This is a genomic window from Pseudomonas sp. C9D1, from assembly GCF_056491235.1.
In genome coordinates this window covers 1,380,110-1,405,365 of record NZ_JBSZIE010000002.1, presented here as the reverse complement: position 1 = coordinate 1,405,365, position 25,256 = coordinate 1,380,110, and the positions used below count along the sequence as shown (strand labels likewise).

At 64.3% G+C, this 25,256-nt stretch carries 18 protein-coding genes; 7 read left to right on the top strand and 11 right to left on the bottom strand.

Annotated features, from left to right (window positions below; genetic code table 11):
• Positions 1-24: 24 nt before the first annotated feature.
• The 3 genes from ACXI0U_RS14660 to ACXI0U_RS14650 all read right to left on the bottom strand — a co-directional run bounded on the left by ACXI0U_RS14660 (position 25) and on the right by ACXI0U_RS14650 (position 3,917).
• On the bottom strand, positions 25-1,818 hold the full coding sequence (locus ACXI0U_RS14660) for a serine hydrolase domain-containing protein (RefSeq protein WP_431482330.1): 1,794 nt from the start codon (positions 1,816-1,818) through the stop codon (positions 25-27).
• Between the two features lie 101 nt (positions 1,819-1,919).
• Positions 1,920-3,206, bottom strand: coding sequence for an ATP-binding protein (locus ACXI0U_RS14655; RefSeq protein WP_374981664.1), 1,287 nt, complete (start codon positions 3,204-3,206; stop codon positions 1,920-1,922).
• A gap of 3 nt (positions 3,207-3,209) precedes the next feature.
• Complete coding sequence (locus tag ACXI0U_RS14650) at positions 3,210-3,917, bottom strand: response regulator (protein WP_374981663.1); 708 nt, start codon at positions 3,915-3,917, stop codon at positions 3,210-3,212.
• Between the two features lie 271 nt (positions 3,918-4,188).
• Here ACXI0U_RS14650 and tig point away from each other — a divergent pair, with 271 nt between their 5' ends.
• The 6 genes from tig to ACXI0U_RS14620 all read left to right on the top strand — a co-directional run bounded on the left by tig (position 4,189) and on the right by ACXI0U_RS14620 (position 12,656).
• Positions 4,189-5,499 (top strand): trigger factor, encoded by a 1,311-nt coding sequence (gene tig, locus ACXI0U_RS14645; RefSeq protein WP_043243330.1) that lies wholly within the window; start codon positions 4,189-4,191, stop codon positions 5,497-5,499.
• Positions 5,500-5,593: 94 nt separating this feature from the next.
• Entirely contained in the window at positions 5,594-6,238 is a 645-nt protein-coding gene (clpP, locus tag ACXI0U_RS14640; protein WP_031288134.1) for an ATP-dependent Clp endopeptidase proteolytic subunit ClpP, read from the top strand.
• Between the two features lie 110 nt (positions 6,239-6,348).
• Positions 6,349-7,629, top strand: coding sequence for an ATP-dependent Clp protease ATP-binding subunit ClpX (gene clpX / locus ACXI0U_RS14635; RefSeq protein ID WP_021220504.1), 1,281 nt, complete (start codon positions 6,349-6,351; stop codon positions 7,627-7,629).
• A 132-nt stretch (positions 7,630-7,761) separates the two neighbouring features.
• Positions 7,762-10,158, top strand: a complete 2,397-nt coding sequence (gene lon / locus ACXI0U_RS14630; protein ID WP_043243329.1) for an endopeptidase La — start codon at positions 7,762-7,764, stop codon at positions 10,156-10,158.
• Positions 10,159-10,294: 136 nt separating this feature from the next.
• The gene (hupB, locus tag ACXI0U_RS14625) at positions 10,295-10,567 is read left to right on the top strand and encodes a nucleoid-associated protein HU-beta (protein WP_003087931.1); all 273 of its coding nucleotides are present in this window, start codon (positions 10,295-10,297) and stop codon (positions 10,565-10,567) included.
• A 214-nt stretch (positions 10,568-10,781) separates the two neighbouring features.
• Positions 10,782-12,656, top strand: a complete 1,875-nt coding sequence (locus ACXI0U_RS14620; RefSeq protein ID WP_271658457.1) for a SurA N-terminal domain-containing protein — start codon at positions 10,782-10,784, stop codon at positions 12,654-12,656.
• A 208-nt stretch (positions 12,657-12,864) separates the two neighbouring features.
• Here the strand turns inward: ACXI0U_RS14620 and fabI are convergent, their stop codons facing one another.
• From fabI to ACXI0U_RS14590, 6 genes are read right to left on the bottom strand one after another with little or no spacing between them, the layout of a single operon-like run.
• Complete coding sequence (gene fabI, locus ACXI0U_RS14615) at positions 12,865-13,659, bottom strand: enoyl-ACP reductase FabI (RefSeq protein ID WP_043243326.1); 795 nt, start codon at positions 13,657-13,659, stop codon at positions 12,865-12,867.
• Between the two features lie 20 nt (positions 13,660-13,679).
• Entirely contained in the window at positions 13,680-15,287 is a 1,608-nt protein-coding gene (locus tag ACXI0U_RS14610) for an ABC transporter ATP-binding protein (RefSeq protein WP_184488006.1), read from the bottom strand.
• 1 nt (position 15,288) lies between these two features.
• Complete coding sequence (locus ACXI0U_RS14605; RefSeq protein ID WP_263400788.1) at positions 15,289-16,308, bottom strand: ABC transporter permease; 1,020 nt, start codon at positions 16,306-16,308, stop codon at positions 15,289-15,291.
• A gap of 1 nt (position 16,309) precedes the next feature.
• A complete protein-coding gene (locus ACXI0U_RS14600; RefSeq protein ID WP_184488008.1) occupies positions 16,310-17,395 on the bottom strand; it encodes a microcin C ABC transporter permease YejB in 1,086 nt (361 codons plus the stop codon).
• Positions 17,395-19,266: an extracellular solute-binding protein gene (locus ACXI0U_RS14595; RefSeq protein WP_431482329.1), complete on the bottom strand. Its 1,872-nt coding sequence runs from the start codon at positions 19,264-19,266 to the stop codon at positions 17,395-17,397. The genes ACXI0U_RS14600 and ACXI0U_RS14595 overlap by 1 nt, the downstream gene beginning before the upstream one ends.
• Positions 19,263-21,092: an extracellular solute-binding protein gene (locus tag ACXI0U_RS14590; protein WP_423500172.1), complete on the bottom strand. Its 1,830-nt coding sequence runs from the start codon at positions 21,090-21,092 to the stop codon at positions 19,263-19,265. The genes ACXI0U_RS14595 and ACXI0U_RS14590 overlap by 4 nt, the downstream gene beginning before the upstream one ends.
• Positions 21,093-21,353: 261 nt before the next feature.
• Here ACXI0U_RS14590 and ACXI0U_RS14585 point away from each other — a divergent pair, with 261 nt between their 5' ends.
• Positions 21,354-22,784: an HDOD domain-containing protein gene (locus tag ACXI0U_RS14585; RefSeq protein WP_431482328.1), complete on the top strand. Its 1,431-nt coding sequence runs from the start codon at positions 21,354-21,356 to the stop codon at positions 22,782-22,784.
• Here ACXI0U_RS14585 and ACXI0U_RS14580 read toward each other — a convergent pair.
• On the bottom strand, positions 22,772-24,370 hold the full coding sequence (locus ACXI0U_RS14580) for a lytic transglycosylase domain-containing protein (RefSeq protein ID WP_431482327.1): 1,599 nt from the start codon (positions 24,368-24,370) through the stop codon (positions 22,772-22,774). The two genes, ACXI0U_RS14585 and ACXI0U_RS14580, sit on opposite strands and share 13 nt — an antisense overlap.
• 100 nt (positions 24,371-24,470) lie before the next feature.
• Positions 24,471-25,250, bottom strand: coding sequence for a hydroxyacylglutathione hydrolase (gene gloB, locus ACXI0U_RS14575; protein ID WP_479550458.1), 780 nt, complete (start codon positions 25,248-25,250; stop codon positions 24,471-24,473).
• Positions 25,251-25,256: the final 6 nt, after the last annotated feature.

Sequence of the window (25,256 nt, the reverse complement as noted above, 5' to 3'; positions counted from 1 at the left end):
GGAAATCGTCCTTGTTAAGGGGGATTAGGGCTTTTTGTCGGTGCGCACGAAGCGGTAGCCGAGGGCTTCGAAACCGTCCGGGCGTAGGCTGAGGGTGTCGCCGAGGCCGCGCCCGCTGCCGGCGAGGGTTGCGTGGGCGCTGTCCTGGGGGTGGAGGATGTAGTCGCCGATGGGCTCGCCAGCGGAGCGGCCGCGTGCCAGGAGGAAACCGTCTTCAAGGCGCAGGCTCAGGCTCAGGGCGTCGTCCTTGCCACCGGCGATGCGGTAGTCGCCGACCATGGCGGCCCATTCCCGGGGGATGGGCATGGCGTCCACGCGCTCGCCGATGAACAGCGTCTGGCCATGTTGGCGGCCGACCAGCGCCTGGCGCCCCTGTAGCGTCACGACGTCCAGCTGCAGGCGGCCCAGCTCGCCCAGGTCCAGTGGCCATAGCCCGAGCAGTTTCTTGCGTGCGCGGAGCCAGCCTTCGTCGTCGCGCAGCAGTTCGACGCGGAGGCCGGAAAGTTCTGCATACAGGCGCTCACCCTGGCTACGAATATGGATCAGGCCGCTGCCGGTGGCGTAGCGACCGTCCAGGCGTTGGCGGTCCTGTGGGCTGGGGCGTTGCCGGTTGGTGCGGCGGGGCGGTCCCGGCGGGCTTGCCGGCTTGCCGTCACGAGCTTGCAGCAGCAAGCGCAGCGACAGGCTGGCGAGCTGGCTGGTAACGGCTGCGGCTCTGTCGGAGTTGGTGAGGACGACCACGCCCAGACGCTGCTCCGGCAGCAAGGTCATCTGGGCGTTGAAGTCACCGGTCGAGCCGCTGTGCTCGACGACGCGCAGGCCGGGTGTCGCCAGCTCGTCGCCATAGGTACCGAGGAACCAGCCGAGGCCGATCGAGCAGTCCAGGTCCAGGGCGTTGCCGACATTCTGCGGGTGCAGCATTTCCTGGATCGAGGCCGGTTGCAGCACTTGCCGGCCTTGGTAGCGGCCGTCGGCGAAGACCATTTGCACGAAGTGGCTGAGGTCCACTGGGCTGGCCCAGAGGCTGCCGGCGGAGAGGTCCCGGATGTTGAGGTCCGCCGAGGGCTTGCCCTTCATATAGCCGCGAGCGCGATAGGGTTGCTGGCCGCTGTTGCCGAGGAAGCTCGCGTGGCGCATGTCCAGTGGCTGCAGCAGCGATTTCTGTGCGCAGGCTTCGAATTCGCAGCCGCTGGTGCGTTCGATTGCGGCGCCGACCAAGGCGTAGCCGAGATTGGAGTAGACGGTTTGCGTGCCGGGCTGGTGGCTCAGCCAGGTGCCGCTGGCCAGTGCGGGCAACTCGCCCAGGGGCAGCGGAAGCTTGGCGACCTGGCCTTCGAGGTGGTCGGTCGGTAGGCCGGATTGGTGGCTGAGCAGGCGGCGCAGGGTGATGGCGCGGTCGGCTGCCGCCTGGTCCGTATGGAAGCGTGAGCGCACGTAGAACTCGCGCAGGCTGGATTGCAGCGGGGCGTCCAGGTCCAGGGCGCCGCGTTCGCTCAGTTGCATGGCGAGGCTGGCGGTGATCGGCTTGGACAACGAACCGATGCGGAAGGCGGTGTATTCGCTGGCGGCGATGCGCCGTTCTCGGTCGGCGTAACCAAAGCCGCGTGCCCAGATCACCTGCTGGTCGTCAACCAGCGCCAGGGCCAGGCCGGGAATGTCATGGGCCTGCATTTGCTGGCGGATGTGTTCCTGCAGGTAGACGATCAGCTCGCTGTAGTCACCCTGGCGAATGTCAGGTGCGGGGGTGACCGGCAGTGCCTGGCAGCCGGTGCCGCCCAGCAGGCAGCCGAGCAGGGGCAGGCGCAGCGCATGGAACATGGGGTTCTCCCTGGATGATCAGGGAGCCGATGCTAGGGCGGCGGGCCGGGACAATCCGCCCGGCTTTGTCTGCAGTCTGTGAAAGATTGTGAAGCGCCGCCTCAGCCCAGGCGGGCCCAGCTGAGGCGGAAGGAGGCGCCGCCCTGGGGGGCGTCCAGTACTTCGGCGCGGCCACCGTGCCATTGGGCGACCCGGTGGACGATGGCCAGGCCCAGGCCGAAGCCGCCGGTGCGACGATCGCGGCTTTCATCCAGGCGCGAGAAGGGCTCGAAGACCCGCTGGCGGGATTCCTCGGGGATGCCGGGGCCGTCGTCATCGACCTGGATCTGGTAGCTGTCGCCGATCTGGAGGAGGGCGATACCCACCCGCCGTTCGGCATGGCGGATGGCGTTGCGCAGCAGGTTGATCACCGCGCGGGCCATGAAGCGCGGCTCCATGCGCAGGCTGTCCACTTCGCAGGCGCGGATTTCGCAGCGCACGCCGGCGGCTTCCGCCTCCAACGCCACGTCGGCCACCACGCTTTCCAGCCAGCTGGCAGCGTCGATGGTCTCGCGGTGCGAGCCGACGGCGCTGTGTTCCAGGCGGGCATAGGTGAGCAGTTCGGAAACCATGCCCTCCAGCTCGCCCAGGTCGGCGCGCATGTCGTCCACCAGGGCCTGGTGGTCCGGGTGGTCGGAGCGGCGCGCCATCTGTTCCAGTTCGAAGCTGAGTCGGGCGATGGGGGTGCGTAGCTCATGGGAGACGGCGTTGGTCAGCTCGCGCTGGTTGCTGATCAGGCTTTCGATGCGATCGGCCATCTGGTTGAAGTGCTCCGCCAGCTTGCGGCAGTCGGAGCCACGGAACACCGGGGTGCGGGTGCCGAGGTCGCCGTCACCGAAGCGCTGGGCGGCCAGGCGCAGGGTTTCCAGGTTGCGCCAGTGCGGGCGGACCCAGAGGAACAGCACCAGGCCCACCAGGAAGCCCAGCAACAGGTAGGCGCCGATGGTGAAGAGCAGGGTGCCGGCCGGTTCGGCGGGCAGGTCGATCACCAGCAGCTGCGGCCCATCGTCGATGCGGCTTATATAGCGGGTGTAGTTCTCGCGGGTGACCAGCAGGTTGTTGAGGATCAGCTTGCGCTCGCGCTCGTCCAGGGCGAGGTCGCTGGCGTCCTTCAGTTCCAGGTGCAGGCCGTAGTGGGGGCGCCAGTCATCCATCTGGCGCGCGCGGGCGGCAGCGTCCAGTTGGCGCAGGCGTTCGGTGAGGGCGTAGGCCTGGCCGCGCACGGCTTGGCGGTTGTATTCCTCGAGGCTGGGGGCGAAGAGGGTGGAGATGACGTGGTCGACCACGAAGATGGCGCCGCCGAAGCCCACCGCGAGCAATAGATAGAGGCGCAGGAACAGGCGCAGCATGGTTCAGCTCTCCCAGCCCAGGGGGTTGAACAGGTAGCCCTTGCCCCAGACGGTCTTGATCCGCACGGGCTCGCGTGGGTTGTCCAGCAGCTTGGCGCGCAGCTTGCTGATGCAGACGTCGACGCTGCGGTTGAGGCCGTCGAAGCCGATGCCGCGGGTGCGATTGAGGATTTCGTCGCGGGAGAGAATCTCCCCCGCTTGGCCGGCTAGCAGCCAGAGCAGTTCGAATTCCATGGTGGTGAGCTCGATGTCCTGGCCGCCCAGTTTGGCGCCGCGACGGCGGCGGTCGATGTTCAGGCGGCCGAACTCCATGCTGTCGCGCTCGCCGGCCAAGGGGGCATGGCGCCGCAGCAGGGCGCGCAGGCGGGCGAGCAGGACGGGCGGCTCGATGGGCTTGATCACGTAGTCGTCGGCGCCGGATTCGAGGCCGAGGATGTGGTCGAGGTCGCTTTCCTTGGCGGTGAGCATGAGGATCGGCGTATCGGCGATGCGGCGGATTTCGCGGCACACGTGCAAGCCGCTCTGGCCGGGGAGCATGAGGTCGAGCATCACCGCCTGGGGGCGGAATTCCACGAAGGCGTCGAGGGCGGTGTCGCCACGGTGCACCTGGCGTACCTCGAAGCCGTGTTCGGAGAGGTAGAGGGACATCAGGCGGGCGAGCTTCTGATCGTCCTCGACCAGCATTACCTTGCTGAGGGCGTGGCTATCCATGGTTGTTCGTCGGTCGGCGGGAGGCGTGGCGCATTATAAGCACCCTCCGTGAGTTGCACTCCAGTGGTGCGTAACACCGCGTATCCGTTGGCCTGAAGGCCTCTGTTCCGGTGCTTGGGCGGGGGCGCGGCGCGGTGTTCGAGAGGGTATGAAAAGCGGTGTTGCATCTGCCGTTGCCGCTGGGGTGACTTCTGCTTTTCGCTCCACTAGAATGCATGCCCTTGATTATGGGGCCGGTCCGGCCGGCTAACGTCTGCAACGAGGAATATCCATGCAAGTTTCTGTTGAAAGCACCTCCGCTCTCGAGCGCCGTATGACTGTTGGCGTTCCGGCTGAGCGGATCGAGACCGAGGTCACCAAGCGTCTTCAGCAGACTGCTCGTCGCGCCAAGGTCGCTGGCTTCCGCCCGGGCAAGGTGCCCATGAGCGTGATCCGTCAGCGCTACGAAGATTCCGCTCGTCAGGAAGTCCTGGGTGACCTGATCCAGTCCTCCTTCTATGAAGCCGTCGTCGAGCAGAAGCTCAACCCGGCTGGCCAGCCTGCCGTCGAGCCGAAAGTGTTCGAGAAGGGCAAGGACCTGGAATTCATCGCCACCTTCGAAGTCTTCCCCGAGTTCCAGGTTGCCGGTTTCGATTCCATCGCCATCGAGCGCCTGCAAGCCGACGTGGCTGACGCCGATGTCGACAACATGCTGGAAATCCTGCGCAAGCAGAACACCCGCTTCGAAGCGGTTGATCGCGCTGCCGAGAACGGCGACCAGCTGAACATCGATTTCGTCGGCAAGATCGATGGCGAAGCCTTCGCTGGCGGTTCCGCCAAGGGCACTGCCCTGGTGCTGGGCTCCGGCCGCATGATCCCGGGCTTCGAAGATGCCCTGGTCGGCGTCAAGGCCGGTGAAGAGCGCGTCATCAATCCGACCTTCCCCGAGGACTACCAGAACCTCGACCTGGCCGGCAAAACCGCTGAGTTCACCGTTACCGTGAACAGCGTTTCTGCTCCCCAGCTGCCGGAACTGAACGACGAGTTCTTCACCCTGTTCGGCATCAAGGAAGGCGGCCTGGAAGGTTTCCGCGCCGAAGTCCGCAAGAACATGGAGCGCGAACTGCGCCAGGCCATCAAGTCCAAGGTCAAGAACCAGGTAATGGACGGCCTGCTGGCTGCCAACCCGATCGAAGTGCCGAAGGCCCTGATCGGCAACGAAGTGAACCGTCTGCGCGTGCAGGCCGTCCAGCAGTTCGGTGGCAACATCAAGCCCGACCAACTGCCGGCCGAGCTGTTCGAAGAGCAAGCCAAGCGCCGCGTCGTGCTGGGCCTGATCGTCGCCGAAGTGGTCAAGCAGTTCGAGCTGAAGCCCGATGACGCCCGCGTTCGCGAGCTGATCGAGGAAATGGCTTCCGCTTACCAGGAGCCCGAGCAAGTCGTGGCCTGGTACTACAAGAACGACCAGCAACTGAACGAAGTGCGTTCTGTTGTGCTGGAAGAACAAGTTGTAGATACTGTCCTGCAGAAGGCCAACGTGACCGACAAAGCGGTCTCCTACGAAGATGCAGTCAAGCCGGTAGAAGCTCCGCAAGCCGACTGATCGTTTCGCCTCGTTCGAGCACACCATAAGCCAGCCTTCGCGCTGGCTTATGCGTCTTTGAGACATGACATTATTTAGGGAGTGATCGCTGGACATGTCCCGCAATTCTTATATGCAGCAACAGTTCCCTGATATCCAGGCCGCCGGTGGCCTCGTGCCCATGGTGATCGAGCAGTCCGCCCGTGGCGAACGTGCCTACGACATCTACTCGCGTCTCCTGAAGGAGCGGGTGATCTTCCTGGTCGGCCCGGTCGAGGACTACATGGCCAACCTGGTCGTGGCGCAGCTCCTCTTCCTCGAAGCGGAGAACCCCGACAAGGATATCCACCTCTACATCAACTCCCCGGGTGGTTCGGTGACCGCTGGCATGTCGATCTACGACACCATGCAGTTCATCAAGCCCAACGTCTCCACCACCTGCATCGGCCAGGCCTGCAGCATGGGCGCACTTCTGCTCGCCGGTGGCGCCGCCGGCAAGCGTTACTGCCTGCCGCACTCGCGGATGATGATTCACCAGCCGCTGGGTGGCTTCCAGGGCCAGGCTTCGGATATCGAGATCCACGCCCGTGAGATTCTCACCATCCGTGAGCGCCTGAACAAGATCCTCGCCGACCACACCGGTCAGCCGATCGACGTGATCGCCCGCGACACCGACCGCGACAACTTCATGAGCGGTGAAGAAGCGGTCAAATACGGCCTCATCGATCAGGTCCATAGCAAGCGCCAACTGGCGAGCTAAGCCGTTCCGCAATACCGCGGCCGGAAGATGTCCGGCCGCCTCGCGGGCTTGAAAATGCCCGCATTTGCCTTCATCTTGTGTTTCATGCCTATCCCGATTGGATTGATCGAATGACTGACACCCGCAATGGCGAGGACAACGGCAAGCTGCTCTATTGCTCCTTCTGCGGCAAAAGCCAGCACGAAGTACGCAAATTGATTGCCGGCCCCTCGGTCTTTATCTGCGACGAGTGCGTGGACCTGTGCAATGACATCATCCGCGAGGAGGTGCAGGAAGCCCAGGCCGAGAACAGCGCGCACAAGCTGCCGGCGCCCAAGGAAATCCGCACCATCCTCGATCAGTACGTCATTGGTCAGGAACGTGCCAAGAAGGTGCTGGCCGTAGCGGTCTACAACCACTACAAGCGCCTGAATCAGCGTGACAAGAAAGACGATATCGAACTCGGCAAGAGCAACATTCTGCTGATCGGCCCGACCGGTTCGGGCAAGACGCTGCTGGCCGAGACCCTGGCCCGTCTGCTCAACGTTCCCTTCACCATCGCCGATGCCACCACCCTCACCGAGGCGGGCTACGTGGGTGAGGACGTCGAGAACATCATCCAGAAGCTGCTGCAGAAGTGCGATTACGATGTCGAGAAGGCCCAGATGGGCATCGTCTACATCGACGAAATCGACAAGATTTCGCGCAAGTCCGACAACCCGTCCATCACCCGCGATGTTTCGGGCGAGGGCGTGCAGCAGGCGCTGCTGAAGCTCATCGAGGGCACCGTCGCTTCGGTTCCTCCCCAAGGCGGCCGCAAGCACCCGCAGCAGGAGTTCCTGCAAGTGGACACGCGCAACATCCTGTTCATCTGCGGTGGCGCGTTTGCCGGCCTGGAAAAAGTCATCCAGAACCGTTCCGCTCGTGGCGGCATCGGCTTCAATGCCGAAGTCCGCAGCGTCGACCTGGGCAAGAAAGTCGGCGAAGCGCTGCGTGATGCCGAGCCGGAAGATCTGGTGAAGTTCGGGCTTATCCCCGAGTTCGTCGGTCGTCTGCCGGTCATCGCCACACTGGACGAGCTCGATGAGCCTGCGCTGATGCAGATCCTCACCGAACCGAAGAACGCACTGACCAAGCAATACGCCAAGCTCTTCGAGATGGAGGGGGTCGACCTCGAATTCCGTCCCGATGCGCTGAAGGCCGTTGCTCATCGTGCCCTGGAGCGCAAAACCGGCGCCCGTGGCCTCCGCTCTATCCTCGAAGGCATCCTCCTCGACACCATGTATGAAATCCCCTCGCAAACCGAGGTGAGCAAGGTGGTGATCGACGAGAGTGTCATCGAAGGCACTTCCAAGCCCTTGCTGATCTACGAGAACAGCGAGCAGCCGGCCAAGGCCGCGCCTGACGCTTGATGAAACAAAGGGGCCTGAGGGCCCCTTTGCATTTCCTACTACAGCGCTTGTTTTTTCCCGGACCTGCCCCCATCTTAGGTCCCAGGGTTATCCCATCTGTTACCGGCCATTGGCCGCTGTAGAGCTGAAATCATGAAGACAACCGTTGAATTGCCTCTCCTGCCATTGCGTGATGTCGTGGTCTATCCGCATATGGTCATCCCACTGTTCGTGGGCCGTGAAAAATCCATCGAGGCCCTCGAAGCCGCGATGACCGGGGACAAGCAAATTCTTCTGTTGGCGCAGAGGAATCCGGCCGATGACGATCCGGGCGAAGATGCCCTGTACCGTGTTGGCACCGTCGCGACCGTCCTGCAATTGCTGAAGCTGCCCGATGGCACCGTCAAGGTGCTGGTGGAGGGTGAGCAGCGGGGCTCCATCGAGCGTTTCACCGAAGTGGACGGCCATTGCCGTGCCGAGGTGACCCTCATCGAGGAAGTCGACGCCGGCGAGCGCGAGTCCGAAGTCTTCACCCGCAGCCTGCTCAGCCAGTTCGAGCAGTATGTACAGCTGGGCAAGAAAGTGCCCGCTGAAGTCCTTTCTTCGCTGAACAGCATCGATGAGCCCGGGCGTCTGGTCGACACCATGGCTGCCCATATGGCGCTGAAGATCGAGCAGAAGCAGGAAATCCTCGAAATCACCGAGCTGCCCGAGCGTGTCGAGCACGTGCTGGCGCTGCTGGATGCCGAAATCGACCTGCTGCAGGTCGAGAAGCGTATCCGGGGTCGCGTGAAGAAACAGATGGAGCGCAGCCAACGCGAGTACTACCTGAATGAGCAGATGAAGGCCATTCAGAAGGAGCTGGGCGACATCGACGAAGGGCACAACGAGATCGAGGAGCTGAAGAAGCGCATCGATAACGCTGGCCTGACCAAGGAGGCGTTGACCAAGGCCAATGCCGAGCTGAACAAGCTGAAGCAGATGTCGCCGATGTCCGCTGAAGCCACTGTCGTACGCTCCTATATCGATTGGCTGGTCAATGTGCCGTGGAAGGCCGAGAGCAAGGTGCGTCTCGATCTGGCCAAGGCCGAAGACATTCTCGACGCTGACCACTACGGCCTCGAAGAGGTCAAGGACCGCATCCTCGAATACCTCGCCGTGCAGAAGCGCGTGAAGAAGGTCAAGGGCCCGGTGCTCTGCCTGGTCGGCCCGCCCGGCGTAGGCAAGACCTCGCTGGCCGAGTCCATCGCCCGTGCCACCAACCGCAAATTCATACGCATGGCCCTGGGCGGCGTGCGTGACGAAGCTGAAATTCGCGGTCACCGTCGTACCTACATCGGCTCCATGCCGGGTCGCCTGATCCAGAAGATGACCAAGGTTGGGGTGCGCAACCCGCTGTTCCTGCTGGACGAAATCGACAAGATGGGCAGCGACATGCGCGGCGACCCCGCCTCGGCGCTGCTGGAGGTGCTCGACCCCGAGCAGAACCACAACTTCAACGACCATTACCTGGAAGTCGATTACGACCTTTCCGACGTGATGTTCCTGTGCACCGCCAACTCCATGAACATTCCGGCACCGCTGCTGGACCGCATGGAAGTGATCCGTCTGCCCGGTTACACCGAGGACGAGAAGGTCAACATCGCCACCAAGTACCTCGCACCCAAGCAGACCCAGGCCAACGGCCTGAAGAAGGGCGAGCTGGAGTTCGACGAAGCGGCCATCCGCGACATCATCCGCTACTACACCCGCGAGGCCGGGGTGCGCAGCCTCGAGCGGCAACTGGCCAAGGTCTGCCGCAAGGCGGTCAAGGAGCATGCCCGCGAGAAGCGCTTCAAGGTGCTGGTCACCGCCGAGTCCCTCGAGCACTTCCTCGGCGTTCGCAAGTTCCGCTACGGCCTTGCCGAGCTGCAGGACCAGATCGGCCAGGTCACCGGGCTCGCCTGGACCCAGGTCGGTGGCGAACTGCTGACCATCGAGGCCGCTGTGGTCCCCGGCAAGGGGCAGCTGACCAAGACCGGCTCCCTCGGCGATGTGATGGTGGAGTCGATCACTGCCGCACTGACGGTTGTGCGCAGTCGTGCGAAAAGCCTCGGTATCCCTGCGGACTTCCACGAGAAGCGCGACATTCACATCCACATGCCCGAAGGGGCGACGCCGAAGGACGGTCCGAGCGCCGGCATCGGCATGTGCACCGCGCTGGTTTCGGCGATGACGCAGATTCCCGTGCGGGCCGATGTGGCCATGACCGGTGAGATCACCCTGCGTGGTCAAGTACTCGCAATCGGTGGGTTGAAAGAGAAATTGCTGGCTGCTCACCGGGGTGGGATCAAGACCGTGATCATTCCCGAAGAGAATGTTCGTGATCTGAAAGAGATTCCCGAAAATATCAAGCAAGACCTGGCCATTAAACCTGTTAAATGGATTGACGAGGTCCTGCAAATTGCGCTGCAATACGCCCCGGAGCCCTTGCCCGATGCGGCTCCCGAGATGGTTGCAAAGGATGACAAGCGCGAGTCTGATTCCAAGGAGCGAATCAGCACGCATTAGCCGGGGGGCTTTCTTGACACATTTTTCGAGCCCTTGTTATAAAGCGGCTCTCGTGTGTCAGCAGGCTATCCAGCACCCGCTTTGCTTACACCAAACAACTAAGAAACAAACTCAACAGAAATAAGGGGACTTAAGAGTGAACAAGTCGGAACTGATCGATGCCATCGCCGCATCTGCTGATATCCCGAAAGCTGTCGCTGGCCGTGCGCTGGACGCAGTTATCGAATCCGTCACTGGCGCTCTGAAGGCTGGTGATTCCGTGGTGCTGGTAGGTTTCGGTACTTTCGCTGTGAAAGAGCGCGCTGCTCGCACTGGCCGTAACCCGCAGACTGGCAAGCCGATCAAGATCGCTGCTGCCAAGATCCCTGGCTTCAAAGCTGGTAAAGCTCTGAAAGACGCCGTCAACTAAGCGTCTTTCGGGCTTTGCCCTTCCAGCAGGGGCTTTGTCCCGGCTGGCAGCGGAGCGGTAGACCACGAGGAATACCTCGCGTCCTGGAAGCCTTAGCTTCCGACCGCTCCGCCAGTTAAGAGAGAAGGCGCATCCTCGGATGCGCCTTTCTTATATATGGACTCTACCCGCGCTGCGCGGCTGGTTTTTTGGTACAGCCGTTTCTGGGGGACGCATGCTGCAGAACATCAGGGACAATTCACAGGGATGGATTGCCAAGACCATTATCGGCGTCATCATCGCGTTGCTCGCGCTGACGGGCTTCGATGCCATCTTCAATGCCACCAGCAACCGCCAGGACGCTGCCAAGGTCAACGGCGAGGAAATCACCCTCGACCAACTGAGCCAGGCCGCAGACATGCAGCGCCGCCAGCTGATGCAGCAACTGGGCAAGGACTTCGACGCCTCCCAGCTCGACGACAAGCTGCTGCGTGAAGCCGCCCTCAAGGGCCTGATCGAGCGCAAGCTGCTGCTGCAAGGCGCCAAGTCATCCGGCTTCGCCTTCTCGCAACCCGCTCTGGATCAACTGATCCTGCAAACTCCCGAATTCCAGGTCGATGGCAAATTCAACTCTGATCGCTTCGATCAGGTGATTCGCCAGATGAACTACACCCGCCTGCAGTTCCGCCAGATGCTCGAGCAGGAAATGCTCGTCGGCCAGCTTCGCGCCGGCCTGGCTGGTAGCGGCTTCGTCACCGACGAAGAAGTACGCGCCTTTGCCCGTCTGGAGAAGCAGACCCGTGATTTCGCCACCCTGACCTTCAAGGCCGATCCCAAGGCCGTCCAGGTGAGCGACGAAGAAATCCAGGCTTACTACGACGAGCACAAGGGCCAGTTCATGAGCCCCGAGCAGGTCGTGCTCGAATACGTCGAGCTGAAGAAGGAAGCCTTCTTCGGTCAGGTCGAGGTCAGCGAAGACGACCTCAAGGCCCAGTACGACAAGGAGATCGGCAACCTCTCCGAGCAGCGCGACGCGGCCCACATCCTGATCGAAGTGAACGATCAGCAGACCGCTGAGCAGGCCAAGGCGAAGATCGACGAGATCAAGCAGCGCCTGGACAAAGGCGAAGACTTCGCCGCTCTGGCCAAGGAACTGTCTCAGGACCCGGGTTCCGCCGCCAATGGGGGTGACCTCGGCTTCGCCGGTCGTGGTGTTTACGAACCGGCCTTCGAGGACGCGCTCTACGCCCTGAAGAAGGACGAAGTCTCCGCTCCGGTGACCACGCCCTATGGCCTGCACCTGATCAAGCTGCTGGCGATCCAGGCACCTGAAGTGCCGAGCTTCGACAGCCTCAAGGAGAAGATGGTCCGCGAGCTGAAGACCCAGCAGGTCGAACAGCGCTTCGTCGAGGCCACCAAGGAACTGGAAGACTCCGCGTTCGAAGCCTCCGACCTGGCCCAACCCGCCCAGGAGCTGAACCTCAAGGTCCAGACCAGCGCCCCCTTCGGTCGTGAAGGCGGCGAAGGCCTGGCCGCCAACCGCCAGGTGCTGCAGGCTGCCTTCAGCCCTGAAGTGCTGGAAGACGGCGGTAACAGCGGTGCCATCGAGCTGGACCCGGACACCGTGGTCGTCCTGCGTGCCAAGGAGCACCGCAAGCCCCAGCAGTTGGAACTGGCGTCCGTCAGCGACAGCATCCGCCAGCACCTGACCCAGGAAAAGGCCAGCGAAGCCGTCAAGGCCAAGGCCGACGAGCTGCTCGCCAGCCTGCGTGAAGGCAAGACCCCGGCCACCCAGGCGCCGCAAGGCCAGACCTGGAACGTGGTCGAAGCCGCCACCCGCAGCCAGGAGGGTGTAGACCCGGCCCTGCTGCAGACGCTGTTCCGCATGGGCAAGCCGGAGTCGGCCGACAAGCCGACCTTCTCCTCCCTGAAGCTGAGCAACGGCGACTACGTGGTGATCCGCCTGAACGGTGTGAGCCAGCCTGAAGACGCCCTGTCCGAGCAGGACAAGGCCATGTACGCCCGTTTCCTCGCCTCGCGCAGCGGTCAGCAGGATTTCGCTGCCTACCGCCGCCAGCTGGAAGCCGAAGCCAAGGTCGAGCGTTTCTGATCGCCCTTGCGTGATTTGGAGAAGGCCGCTGCGAAGCGGCCTTTTTCATGCCCGGAGAAAAGGGGAGGGTGGAGCTTCTGTGTCTTCTGTGTCTCGATCCCCTGGGCTAAAGCCCGGGCTACGTCCGGACGACAGGTTGAGCACCGGTGCGTTTCGAGCGCCCATGAAAAAGCCCGCCATCAGGCGGGCTTTTTCACGTCCGGGGAGATCAGTCTTCGATTGCGCCCATGGCGGTGGTGTTGAAGCCACCGTCGACGTAGAGGATTTCACCGCTGATGCCCGACGCCAGGTCGGAGCAGATGAAGGCGCCGGCGTTGCCGACTTCCTCGATGGTGACGTTGCGGCGCAGCGGGGTCTGCTTCTCGTTGGCGGCGAGCATCTTGCGGAAGCTCTTGATGCCGGAGGCAGCCAGGGTGCGGATCGGGCCGGCGGAGATGGCGTTGACGCGCGTGCCTTCCGGGCCGAGGCTGCCGGCCAGGTAGCGGACGCCCGCTTCCAGGCTGGCCTTGGCCATGCCCATCACGTTGTAGTTGGGCATGGTGCGTTCCGCGCCCAGGTAGGACAGGGTCAACAGGCTGCCGTTGCGGCCCTTCATCAGCTCGCGACCGGCCTTGGCCAGGGCCACGAAGCTGTAGGCGCTGATGTCGTGGGCGATGCGGAAGCCTTCGCGGGTGGTGACGTCGGTGAAGTCGCCATCCAGTTGGTCACCCGGGGCGAAGCCGACGGAGTGGACGATGATGTCCAGGCCGTCCCACTTCTTGCCCAGGGCTTCGAATACGGCTGCGATCTCGTCGTCATTGGCGACGTCGCAAGGGAAGCACAGGTCGGCGTTGGAACCCCAGCCTGCGGCGAACTCTTCCACACGGCCCTTCAGCTTTTCGTTCTGGTAGGTGAAGGCGAGCTCGGCGCCCTCACGGTGCATGGCAGCAGCGATGCCCGATGCGATGGACAGTTTGCTGGCGACGCCAACGATCAGTACGCGCTTACCGGCGAGAAAACCCATGTGCGTTCTTCCTCTTCTGGTTAATTGGCAGTTACCGGGGCCAGGAATGCGGCTTCCAGCAACTGCTTCGTATAAGTGTGCTGCGGTGCGGCGAAGATCGCCTCGGCAGGCCCCTGTTCAACCACCTTGCCGTGCTTGACCACCATCAGGTGGTGGCTCAGGGCCCTGACCACCGCCAGGTCATGGCTGATGAACAGGTAGGTCAGGTTGTACTTGGCCTGCAACGAACGCAGTAACTCCACCACTTGGCGCTGCACCGTCCGGTCGAGCGCCGAAGTGGGCTCGTCCAGCAGTATCAGCGCCGGTTTCAGCACCAATGCCCGGGCAATGGCGATCCGTTGCCGTTGCCCGCCGGAAAACTCGTGGGGGTAGCGGTTCCGGGTTTCCGGGTCCAGTCCTACCTCCAGGAGCGCGTCGATGATGGCCTGTTCCTGCTCCGCCTCGGTGCCCATGCCATGGATCCGCAGGCCTTCCCCGACGATCTGGCCCACGCACATGCGTGGGCTCAGGCTGCCGAAGGGGTCCTGGAACACCACCTGCATCTGGCGCCGGAACGGCCGTACATCCTTCTGCGAAAGCCCATCCAGGGGCTGGCCCTGGAAGCGGATGGCGCCCTGGCTGCCGAGCAGCCGGAGAATCGCCAGGCCCAGCGTGGACTTGCCGGAACCGCTTTCACCCACGATGCCCAGGGTCTGGCCCTGGTGCAGGGTGAAGTCGATGCCGTCCACGGCTTTCACATGGTCGACCGTGCGTCGCAGCAATCCCTTTTTCACCGGGAACCACACACGCAGGTCGTCAACTTCCAGCAACGGCGGCCCCTGCGGGCTGTCCACCGGCTTGCCCGAAGGCTCGGCGGCGAGCAGTTCCCGGGTGTAAGGATGCTGCGGTGCACGGAACAATTCTTCACACGACGCCTGTTCGACGATGCAACCGCGCTGCATGACACATACGCGATGCGCGATACGTCGCACCAGGTTCAGATCGTGGGTGATCAGCAGCAGCGCCATGCCCAGGCGGGCCTGCAATTCCTTGAGCAGCTCGAGGATCTTCAGCTGCACGGTGACGTCCAGCGCGGTGGTCGGCTCGTCGGCGATCAGCAGCTCCGGCTCGTTGGCCAGGGCCATGGCGATCATCACCCGCTGGCGCTGGCCACCGGAGAGTTCGTGGGGGTAGGCCTTGAGGCGCTTGGCCGGCTCCGGGATGCCCACCAGCTCCAGCAGCTCCAGGGTGCGCTGGGTGGCGGCCTTGCCGCTGATGCCCTTGTGCAGGGCCAGCACTTCCTTGATCTGCTTCTCGATGCTGTGCAGTGGGTTGAGCGAGGTCATGGGCTCCTGGAAGACCATGGCGATGCGGTTGCCACGGATGCCGCGCAGCTTGGCCTCGGGCAGCTTGAGCAGGTCCTTGCCGGCGTAGGTGATGCTGCCGGCGGGGTGACGGGCCAGCGGGTAGGGCAGCAGGCGCAGGATGGAGTGCGCGGTGACCGACTTGCCCGAGCCGGACTCGCCCACCAGGGCCAGGGTCTCGCCCTTGCGGATGTCGAAGCTCACGCCCTCGATCACCCGCTGGGTGTGCTGGCCGGTGACGAATTCGACCGCGAGGTCGCGGATTTCAATCAGGTTCTCGCTCATCTCACTTCCTCGGGTCGAAGGCATCGCGGGCGGCTTCGCCGATGAACACCAGCAGGGTCAGCATCACGCCGAGTACGGCGAAGGCGCTGATGCCCAGCCAGGGGGCCTGCAGGTTGGCCTTGCCCTGGGACACCAGTTCGCCCAGGGACGGCGCGCCGGGCGGCAGGCCGAAGCCGAGGAAGTCCAGGGCGGTGAGGGTGCCGATGGCGCCGGTGAGGATGAAGGGCATGAAGGTCATGGTCGAGACCATGGCGTTGGGCAGGATGTGGCGGAACATGATCGCGCCGTTCTGCATGCCCAGCGCCCGGGCTGCGCGCACGTACTCCAGGTTGCGGCCGCGGAGGAACTCCGCGCGCACCACGTCCACCAGGCTCATCCAGGAGAACAGCAGCATGATGCCCAGCAGCCACCAGAAGTTCGGCTGCACGAAGCTGGCCAGGATGATCAGCAGGTAGAGCACCGGCAGGCCCGACCAGATTTCAAGGAAGCGCTGCCCGGCCAGGTCCACCCAGCCGCCGTAGAAGCCCTGCAGGGCGCCGGCGATCACGCCGATGATGGAGCTGAGGATGGTCAGCGTCAGGGCGAACAGCACCGAGATGCGGAAGCCGTAGATGACCCGCGCCAGCACGTCGCGGCCCTGGTCGTCGGTACCCAGCAGGTTGTCGGCGGAGGGCGGCGCGGGGGCCGGCACCTTGAGGTCGTAGTTGATGGTTTCGTAGCTGAAGGGCACCGGCGGCCAGATCATCTGCCCGTCCTTGGCGGCGATCAGCTCGCGGATGTAGGGCGTCTTGTAGTTGGCTTCCAGGGGGAATTCGCCACCGAAGGCGGTTTCCGGGTAGCGCTTGAACACCGGGAAGTACCACTCGCCGTCGTAGCGCACGGCCAGCGGCTTGTCGTTGGCGATGAGTTCGGCGCCCAGGCTGGCGATGAACAGCACGAGAAACAGCCAGAGCGACCACCAGCCACGCTTGTTGGCCTTGAAGCGCTCGAAGCGACGTCGATTGATTGGCGAGAGTTGCATGTCAGCCCTCCCGGCTTTCGAAGTCGATGCGCGGATCGACCAGGGTGTAGGTGATGTCGCCGATCAGTTTCACGATCAGTCCCAGCAGGGTGAAGATGAACAGGGTGCCGAACACCACGGGGTAGTCGCGGTTCAGCGCTGATTCGAAGCTCAGCAGGCCCAGGCCATCGAGGGAGAAGATCACCTCGATCAGCAGCGAGCCGGTGAAGAACATGCCGATGAAGGCGGCGGGGAAGCCGGCGATGATCAGCAGCATGGCGTTGCGGAACACATGGCCGTAGAGCACGCGGTTCTCCGACAGGCCCTTGGCGCGGGCGGTGATCACGTACTGCTTGTTGATCTCGTCGAGGAAGCTGTTCTTGGTCAGGAAGGTGAGGGTGGCGAAGTTGCCGATCACCAGCGCCAGCACCGGCAGCGCCAGGTGCCAGAGGTAGTCCAGCAGCTTGCCGCCCAGGCTCAGCTCGTCGAAGTTGTTGGAGGTCAGCCCGCGCAGGGGGAACCAGTCGTAGTAGCTGCCGCCGGCGAACAGCACGATCAGCAGGATGGCAAAGAGGAAGGCGGGTATGGCGTAGCCGACGATGATCGCGGTGCTGGTCCAGACGTCGAAGGCGTTGCCGTGGCGCACCGCCTTGGCGATGCCCAGGGGCACCGAGACCAGGTACATGATCAGTGTGCTCCACAGCCCCAGGGAGATCGACACCGGCATTTTCTCGATGATCAGGTCGGTGACCTTGGCGTCGCGGAAGAAGCTGTTGCCGAAGTCGAAGTGCAGGTAGTTCTTGATCATCAGCCAGAAGCGTTCGTGGGCCGGCTTGTCGAAGCCGTACATTTTCTCGATTTCCTTGATCAGCTCCGGGTCCAGGCCCTGGGCGCCGCGGTAGTTGGAGCCGGCCACGGAGACCTCGGCGCCGCCGCCGGAGATGCGCCCGGTGGCCCCGCCTGCGGCCGCGTCGAAGCCTTCCAGCTTGGCGATCATCTGCTCCACGGGGCCGCCGGGGGCGGCCTGGATGATGATGAAGTTGATCAGCAGGATGCCGAACAGGGTGGGGATGATCAGCAGCAGGCGCCGCAGGATGTAGGCGAGCATTACTGCGCTTCCTCGGTCTGTGCGGTGTCGGCCGGGGCGGCGTCAGCGTCGGCCTGCTCGGGGGCGTCGGCCTTGGCGTCGGGCTTCTTCCACCAGGTGAGCATGCCGAAGTCATAGAGCGGCGTGGTGGCGGGGCGGTCGAACTGGTTCCAGTAGGCCACGCGCCAGGTGTCCACGTAGTAGTTGGGCACCACGTAATTGCCCCACAGCAGCACCCGGTCGAGGGCGCGGGAGTGGTCGATCAGGCTCTGCCGCGAGTCGGCGCGGATCAGGCCCTCCACCAGCTTGTCGATGGCCGGGTCGCGCAGGCCGATGAAGTTGCGGCTGCCGGCGCTGTCGGCACTGCGCGAGTGCCAGAACTCCATCTGCTCGTTGCCCGGCGAGTTGGATTGGCCCCAGGTGCCGGGGACCATGTCGTAGTCCCGCGAGCGCAGGCGGTTCATGTACTGCGAGACGTCGACGCGGCGGATGGTCAGGTCGATGCCCAGCTCGGACAGGTTGCGCTTGAACGGCAGTATCACCCGCTCCAGGTTGGCCTGGGCGATCATGATCTCGAAGGCCAGGGGCTTGCCGTCGGGGCCGACCATCTTGTCGTTCTCGATGCGGTAGCCGGCGTCGGTCAGCAGCTTGTAGGCGCGGCGCTTCTGCTCGCGGATGATGCCGCTGCCATCGCTCACCGGCGGTTGGAACACCTCGCTGAAGACCTCGTCGGGGATCTGCCCGCGCAAGGGTTCGAGGATCTTCAGCTCGGCTTCGCTGGGCAGGCCGGTGGCGGCCATTTCCGAGTTCTCGAAGAAGCTCCGGGTGCGCTTGTAGGAGCCGAAGAACAGCTGCTTGTTGGTCCACTCGAAGTCGAACAGCGAGGCGATGGCCTCGCGCACGCGGCGGTCCTGGAACAGCGGCCGGCGGATGTTGAAGGCGAAGCCCTGCATGCCCACCGGATTGTGGTTGGGGATGGCCTGCTTGATGATCTTGCCGGCGCGCAGGGCCGGGCTGTCGTAGCCGGTGGCCCAGTCCTTGGCGGAGTACTCGAGGTTGAAGTCGAACTGGCCGGCCTTGAAGGCCTCCAGCGCCACCGACATGTCGCGGTAGTAGTCCACGGTGATGACGTCGAAGTTGTAGTAGCCGCGGTTCACCGGCAGGTCCTTGCCCCACCAGTCCTTGACCCGCTCGAAGCGGATCGCGCGGCCGGCGTCCACCTTGGTGATGCGGTAGGGGCCGCTGCCCAGTGGTGGCTCCAGGGTGTTCTTGGAGAAGTCGCGGGTGGCCCACCAGTGCTTGGGCAGCACCTGGATCTGCCCGAGGATCAGCGGCAATTCGCGGTTGCCCGGGTGCTTGAAGTCGAAGCGCACGCGCTGCTTGTCCTCGGCCACCACCTGGGCCACGTCGGAGTAGTAGTGGCGGTACATCGGATCGCCGTGCTCGACCAGGGTGTTGAAGGTGAACACCACGTCGTCCGAGGTCACCGGGGTGCCGTCATTGAAGCGTGCCTTGGGGTTCAGGTAGAAGCGCACGTAGCTGTTGTCCGGCGCCTTCTCGATCTTCTCGGCGAGCAGCCCGTATTCGGTGAAGGGCTCGTCGGGGGAGTGGTAGGTCAGGGTGTCGTGGATCAGCCCCAGCTGGCCCGCCGCGGTGCCCTTAGGGATGAACTCGTTGAGGCTGTCGAAGCCGCCGTAGCCGGAAAGGCGCAAGGTGCCGCCCTTGGGCGCGTCGGGGTTCACCCAGCTGAAGTGCTTGAAGTTCGCCGGGTACTTGGGCGCCTCGTCGTAGAGGGTGATCGCGTGCCGGGGCTCGGCATGGGCGATGCCGGCGAGGGTCAGCAGCAATGCGCCGCAGCCGCTCAGGCAAAGGGAGCGCAGGGTCTTGCTCATCGGGATTTCTCCGTGGGCTTCAGCCACCAGGCGCGCAGGCCCAGGGTATAGGGCGGCGTGGTGACGAAGGCGAACCTGTTGCGGTACGCCAGGCGGTGGTAGTTGATGTACCAGTTGGGAATGCTGTAGTGCTGCCAGAGCAGCGTGCGGTCCAGGGCGCGGCCGGCGGCCACCTGTTCGTCGCGGGTCTGGGCGCCGAGGAGCTTCTCGACCATGGCGTCCACCACCGGGTCGGCGATACCCGCGTAGTTCTTGCTGCCCTTCACCGAGGTCTGGCTGGAGTGGAAGTAGAGCGACTGCTCCAGTCCGGGGCTGAGGGTCTGGGCCAGGGTCATCAGGATCATGTCGTAGTCGAAATGGTCCAGGCGCTGCTTGTACTGGGCGCGGTCGACGGTCCGCAGGGTGACGTCGATGCCGATGCTGGCGAGGTTTTCGCTGTAGGGCTGGAGGATGCGTTCAAGGTTCGGATTGACCAGCAGGATTTCGAAACGCAGCGGTTCGCCACGGCTGTTGAGCAGACGCTGGCCGGAGAGCTTCCAGCCGGCGTCGGCCAATAGACCCAATGCACGGCGCAGGGTTTCCCTGGGAATGCCACGGCCATCGGTTTCCGGCACCTTGAAGGGCTCGGTGAACTGCTTCGCCGGCAGCTGCTCGCGGTAGGGCGAAAGCAGCAGCCACTCCTGGCCTTCGGGCTTGCCGGTGGCCTCGAACTCGCTGTTGGGGTAGTAGCTGCGGGCCCGCGCATAGGCGTTGTTGAACAGCGCGCGGTTGGTCCACTCGAAATCGAACATCAGGCCCATGGCCTCGCGCACGCGGCGATCCTGGAAGGTCGCGCGGCGGGTGTTCATGAACAGCGCCTGGGTCTGGGTGGGAATCTGGTGGGGGATCTCCGCGCGGATCACATCGCCCCGGGCGATGGCCGGGAAGCGGTAACCGTTGGCCCAGTTCTTCGCCTGGTGCTCGATGTAGAAGTCAAACTCGCCGGCCTTGAAGGCTTCGAAGGCGACGTTGCTGTCGCGGTAGAACTCCACCTCGACGCGGTCGAAGTTGTACTTGCCGCGGTTCACCGGCAGCTTCTCGCCCCACCAGTCCTTGACCCGTTCGAACACCAGCCCGCGTCCGGGGCGTACCTGGGTGATGCGATAGGGGCCGCTGCCCAGGGGCACATCGAAGCTGGTGGCCTTGAAGTCGCGGTTCTTCCAATAGTGTTGCGGCAGTACCGGCATCTCGCCCAGGCGCAGGATCAGCAGCGGGTTGCCCGCGCGCTTGAGCACGAAGCGGATGCGGTGGCGGTTGAGGATGTCGACCCGCTGCACTTCCTGCAGGCTGGTGCGGTACTGCGGGTGGCCGCTGCTCACCAGGGTGCGGTAGGAGAAGGCGACGTCGTAGGCGGTGATCGGCTGGCCGTCGTGAAAGCGCGCTTCCGGGCGCAGGTTGAACACCACCCAGCTGCGGTCCTCGCTGTACTCCACGCTCCTGGCGATCAGCCCGTAGCTGGACGCCGGCTCGTCGCCCGAGGGGTCGTAGGCCCCGGTGCCGGCCATCAGCGGCTCGTTCAGCTCGGTGACCCCGTACTGCAGGAAGTTGGGCGTGGAGACCGGGCTGCTGCCCTTGAAGGTGTAGGGGTTGAGGGTGTCGAAGGTGCCGAATGCCATCACCCGCAGGGTGCCGCCCTTGGGGGCATCGGGGTTGACCCAGTCGAAGTGGCTGAAGGTCTCGGGGTACTTGAGTGCGCCGAACTGGGCATAGCCATGGCTCTCGCTGATGGTCGCGGCCACCGGGCCACTGGCGGCCAGGCTGATCAGCAGGAGGAGGAGGCGACGCATCAGGCGTGTGTCCGGTCCATGGCAGGGTGGTCTGGAGTGGGGTCGTGAGCCTGGCAGGGCATGGGAACCTCGGACGGGCCAGCCGCCGGCTTCATCTTCTCTGGGCCCTCGGCGGGAGCCGTCGGACGGGCGTTTCGACCGGTACAGTAACAGCTTGTATCCACTGGAAAAAGGGCTGGCCCCAGGCCGGATGGCCAGCATTTTGACTACACTTCGGGAAAACGTGCAGGGGTTCCTATCTTGGGTTCACGTAGCCATGGTTTGCAGTCATGGATCGACAGGCTCAATCAGGCGGATTTGCCCGCTCTCGCCGCGGTAGTGCAGGACCTGCACAAGCTGGCGCAACACGACAAGGCGTCGGTCCAGCAGTTGGCCGACGTGCTCTTGCGCGACGCCGCGCTCACCTCCAAGGTGCTGCGGGTCGGCAATAGCGTCTATTACAACCCCTCCCAGGAGACCATCCGCACCATCTCGCGGGCCATCGTGCTGATCGGCTTCGACAATGTGCGGCTGATCGGTCTCTCGCTGTCGCTGATCGACGGCCTGCTCACCCGCGCACCGCGCGAGCAGCTGCAGGAGCTGCTCGCGCGCTCCTTCCATGCCGCCGTGCAGGCGCGCAACATCGCCGGCTACGTGCTCACCCGGGACCAGGAGGAAGTGTTCATCGCCGCCTTGCTCTACCACCTGGGCGAGCTGGCCTTCTGGGGCTGCGGCGGCGAGCAGGCCGATGAGCTGGCCAGTGCCCTGGCGCAGCCGGGTGCCGACGAGGACGAGGCGGTGCGCCAGGTGCTGGGCACCAGCTTCCGCCAGCTCAGCGGCGGCCTGGTGAAGAGCTGGAACCTCGGCGAGATCGTCGCCCTGGCCCAGGGTGGCGGCGCGCAGAACGACCCGTCGGTGAAGGCCGTGAGCCTCGGCGTGCGCATCAGCGAGGCGGCCCTGGAGGGCTGGGACTCGGCGCAGATGGGCAAGCTGGTGGAACAGTTGGCGACCTTCATCGGCGTCACCCCCGAGGAGGCCATGCAGCAGGTGCTGGCCAGCGCCGACGAGGCGGTGAAGGTGGCGGCGACCTTCGGTGCCAGCAAGCTCTGCGCGCTGATCCCCAACACCGACCCCGAACTGCTGTTGCAGCAGCAGGCCCAGCGCAAGGCGCGGCTGCTGCAGCCCGACCTGCTGTTGATGCAGCAAGCCTTGCAGGACCTGGGGATGATGGTGTCGAGCAGGGCCGATGTCGGGCTGATTCTCGACACCCTGTGCAAGGGCTTGCACCAGGGCGTGGGGCTGGAGCGGGTGATGATCGCCGTGCTCGCCGACCGCCAGACCCGCTTCCGCGCCAAGCGGGCGGTGGGTGAGGGCAGCGGGCACTGGCTCACCGAGTTCGAGCTGCCGGCGGAGTTGCCCGAGCAGCCGCACCTGTTCAGCTACGTGCTGCGCAGCCGCGAGGCGTTGTGGATGGGGATTCCGGCCAGCTACAGCCTCAACGAACTGGTCAGCCAGCCCATGCGCCGCTGGTTCGGCCAGGGCATGTTCTTCGTCGCGCCGTTGCGCGCGGGCAGCCGGGAGATCGGGGTGATCTACGCCGACTGCCGGCTATCGGGCAGAGCCTTGAAGCATGAGCAGTTCGTCGCCTTCCAGCGCTTCGCCCAGCTGGCCGGGCGCTGCCTGGAGGCGCTGAGCAAGGGTCAGGGCAGGTAGAGCGTCAGGGTCTGGCCCGGCTTGAGGGCGTGGCCGCTGCGTGGGTTCCAGCGCTGCAGGTGCTTCATCTCGACCTTGAAGCGCTTGGCGATCACATAGAGCGAGTCGCCTTCCTTGACCTTGTAGTAGGTCACCGCATCACGGCCGGGCTTGTCGACCGCGGCGACCATGCGCGCAGTGCTTTTCGCGCTTGGCTGGCCGGGGGCCTGCAGGGCCAGGCTCTGGCCGACCTTCAGCGAATTGCCGGAGAGGCGGTTCCAGCGCTTGATATCACTCACGTCGACCTTGGTCTGCTTGGCGATCTGCCAGAGGTTGTCGCCGCTCTTAACCTTGTAGGTACGGGCCGTTGTGCTCGGGCGCTCCTCGGCACGGGCCAGGTTCTGGAACAGCGGCTGGCTCGGCTTCACGCCCGGCTCCACGGGGATGCTCAGGGCCTGGCCCACGCGCAGGTGGTTGCCGGAAAGCCCGTTGATCTCCTTCAGGGTGTTCACCGTCACGTGGTAACGGTTGGCGATGCCGTGCAGGCTGTCGCCGTTGCGCACCTTGTACTCCTGCCATTCCACCAGGTCCTGGGGCTTCATCAGCGACAGGTTGGCGGCCAGCAGCTCGGCCTTCTCGGTGGGCACCAGCAGTTGCTGCGGGCCGTCCACGGTGATGCGTTTCTTGAAGGCGGGGTTGAGCTGGTACAGCTCGTCCTCGTCCACCTGGGCCATGGCTGCCACGCGGGAGAGGTCCATGCGCTGCTTCAACTCGACCACTTCGAAGTAGGGCTCGTTGGCGATGGGGCTGAGGTTCACGCCGTAGGCTTCGGGCGCGCCCACCACCTGGGACAGGGCCAGCAGCTTGGGCACGTAGTCGCGGGTTTCCTGGGGCAGCGGCAGGTTCCAGTAGTCGGTGGGCAGGCCCAGCTTCTGGTTGCGCTCGATGGCGCGGCTCACCGTGCCTTCACCGGCGTTGTAGGCGGCCAGGGCCAGCAGCCAGTCGCCGTTGAACATCTCGTGCAGGCGGCCGAGGTAATCCATGGCCGCGTTGGTGGAGGCGGTGATGTCACGGCGGCCGTCGTACCAGCTGGTCTGGCGCAGGTTGAAGTGGCGGCCGGTGGACGGGATGAACTGCCACAGGCCCACGGCATCGGCGCGGGAATAGGCGAAGGGGTTGTAGGCGCTCTCGATCACCGGCAGCAGGGCCAGTTCCAGCGGCATCTTGCGCTCTTCGAGACGCTCGACGATGTAGTGGATATAGAGGCTGCCGCGCTGGCTGGCGTTCTCGACGAAGGAGGGGTTGCTGACGAACCACAGGCGCTGCTGCTCGATGCGCGGATTGACGCCGATCTCGTCCTGCAGGGCGAAGCCCTTGCGCATGCGCTCCCAGATGTCCTGGGGTTCGCGCGCTTCGGCCGGTACTTCTTCCAGCCATTGGGTCTGTTGTTGCATGCCGACGGCAAGGTCGGTGTCCTGGCCCGCGTCCTCGGGCTTGTGAACGGCGCTCTGGCAGCCTGCCAGCGCAGCGGCACACATCAGCACGAGCACCCGGGAGGCTCGAACCAATGCGTCTAGATCAAGGGTTTGGTACGACTTGGACGGCATTGGTCAGGGTGCTTTTCCGGGCAAAAAGGTCGGGCGATTCTAGGAACCGACCCGGGAGTGGTCAAGTTTTCACCAGCCCAACTGTGACCTGGCAGGGGTTTCAGAAACCGTCTTTCCATGCCCGGAGGACGGCAAAAACCTGTGCGGGTGCGGGGTTATGGCTGCCGGCCCGCTTGTCGGCTATTTCTTTTACGGATGTTTCATTCACCCGTAGGAAGGGGTTGGTCAGGCGTTCCAGGCCGATGGTCGAAGGCAGGCTGATGCCGTCCTGCTCGCGCAGCCGGGTGACGGCCTCGAAGCGCTGGGCGATGTCGGTGTTGTCGGGCTCCACGGCGCGGGCGAAGCGCAGGTTGCTCAGGGTGTATTCGTGGGCGCAGTAGACCAGGGTTTCCACGGGCAGCGCGGCGAGGCGGGCAAGGGCGGCCTGCATGTCCACCGGGTTGCCTTCGAACATGCGCCCGCAGCCGGCGGCGAACAGCGTGTCGCCGCTGAACAGCAGGGGGCGGCTGGCGTCGGCGTGGAAGAAGGCGATGTGGCCCAGGGTGTGGCCGGGCACATGGATGACGCGGAACGACAGGCCCAGCACCTGCACTTCGTCGCCTTCATCCAGGGCCAGGTCGCGGCCGGGGATGCGCTCGTTGGCCGGGCCGAGCACCCGGGCGCCGGTGGCGGCCTTGATGTGCTCGACGCCGCCGACGTGGTCGGCGTGGTGGTGGGTGATGAGGATGTCCGACAGGGTCCAGCCGGGGTGGGCGTCGAGCCAGGCCAGCACCGGCGTCGCGTCGCCCGGGTCGACCACGGCGCAGCGGCGTTCGGTCGCATCCTGCAACAGCCAGATGTAGTTGTCGGAGAAGGCACGCAAGGGGTCGATCTGTATCATGATCCG

Bases quoted from the DNA above. Each gene is read 5' to 3' on its own strand.
- ACXI0U_RS14660 (WP_431482330.1), bottom strand. From the start codon at position 1,818: ATGTTCCATGCGCTGCGCCTGCCCCTGCTCGGCTGCCTGCTGGGCGGC.
- ACXI0U_RS14655 (WP_374981664.1), bottom strand. From the start codon at position 3,206: ATGCTGCGCCTGTTCCTGCGCCTCTATCTATTGCTCGCGGTGGGCTTC.
- ACXI0U_RS14650 (WP_374981663.1), bottom strand. From the start codon at position 3,917: ATGGATAGCCACGCCCTCAGCAAGGTAATGCTGGTCGAGGACGATCAG.
- tig (WP_043243330.1), top strand. From the start codon at position 4,189: ATGCAAGTTTCTGTTGAAAGCACCTCCGCTCTCGAGCGCCGTATGACT.
- clpP (WP_031288134.1), top strand. From the start codon at position 5,594: ATGTCCCGCAATTCTTATATGCAGCAACAGTTCCCTGATATCCAGGCC.
- clpX (WP_021220504.1), top strand. From the start codon at position 6,349: ATGACTGACACCCGCAATGGCGAGGACAACGGCAAGCTGCTCTATTGC.
- lon (WP_043243329.1), top strand. From the start codon at position 7,762: ATGAAGACAACCGTTGAATTGCCTCTCCTGCCATTGCGTGATGTCGTG.
- ACXI0U_RS14620 (WP_271658457.1), top strand. From the start codon at position 10,782: ATGCTGCAGAACATCAGGGACAATTCACAGGGATGGATTGCCAAGACC.
- fabI (WP_043243326.1), bottom strand. From the start codon at position 13,659: ATGGGTTTTCTCGCCGGTAAGCGCGTACTGATCGTTGGCGTCGCCAGC.
- ACXI0U_RS14610 (WP_184488006.1), bottom strand. From the start codon at position 15,287: ATGAGCGAGAACCTGATTGAAATCCGCGACCTCGCGGTCGAATTCGTC.
- ACXI0U_RS14605 (WP_263400788.1), bottom strand. From the start codon at position 16,308: ATGCAACTCTCGCCAATCAATCGACGTCGCTTCGAGCGCTTCAAGGCC.
- ACXI0U_RS14600 (WP_184488008.1), bottom strand. From the start codon at position 17,395: ATGCTCGCCTACATCCTGCGGCGCCTGCTGCTGATCATCCCCACCCTG.
- ACXI0U_RS14595 (WP_431482329.1), bottom strand. From the start codon at position 19,266: ATGAGCAAGACCCTGCGCTCCCTTTGCCTGAGCGGCTGCGGCGCATTG.
- ACXI0U_RS14590 (WP_423500172.1), bottom strand. From the start codon at position 21,092: ATGCGTCGCCTCCTCCTCCTGCTGATCAGCCTGGCCGCCAGTGGCCCG.
- ACXI0U_RS14580 (WP_431482327.1), bottom strand. From the start codon at position 24,370: ATGCCGTCCAAGTCGTACCAAACCCTTGATCTAGACGCATTGGTTCGA.
- gloB (WP_479550458.1), bottom strand. From the start codon at position 25,250: ATGATACAGATCGACCCCTTGCGTGCCTTCTCCGACAACTACATCTGG.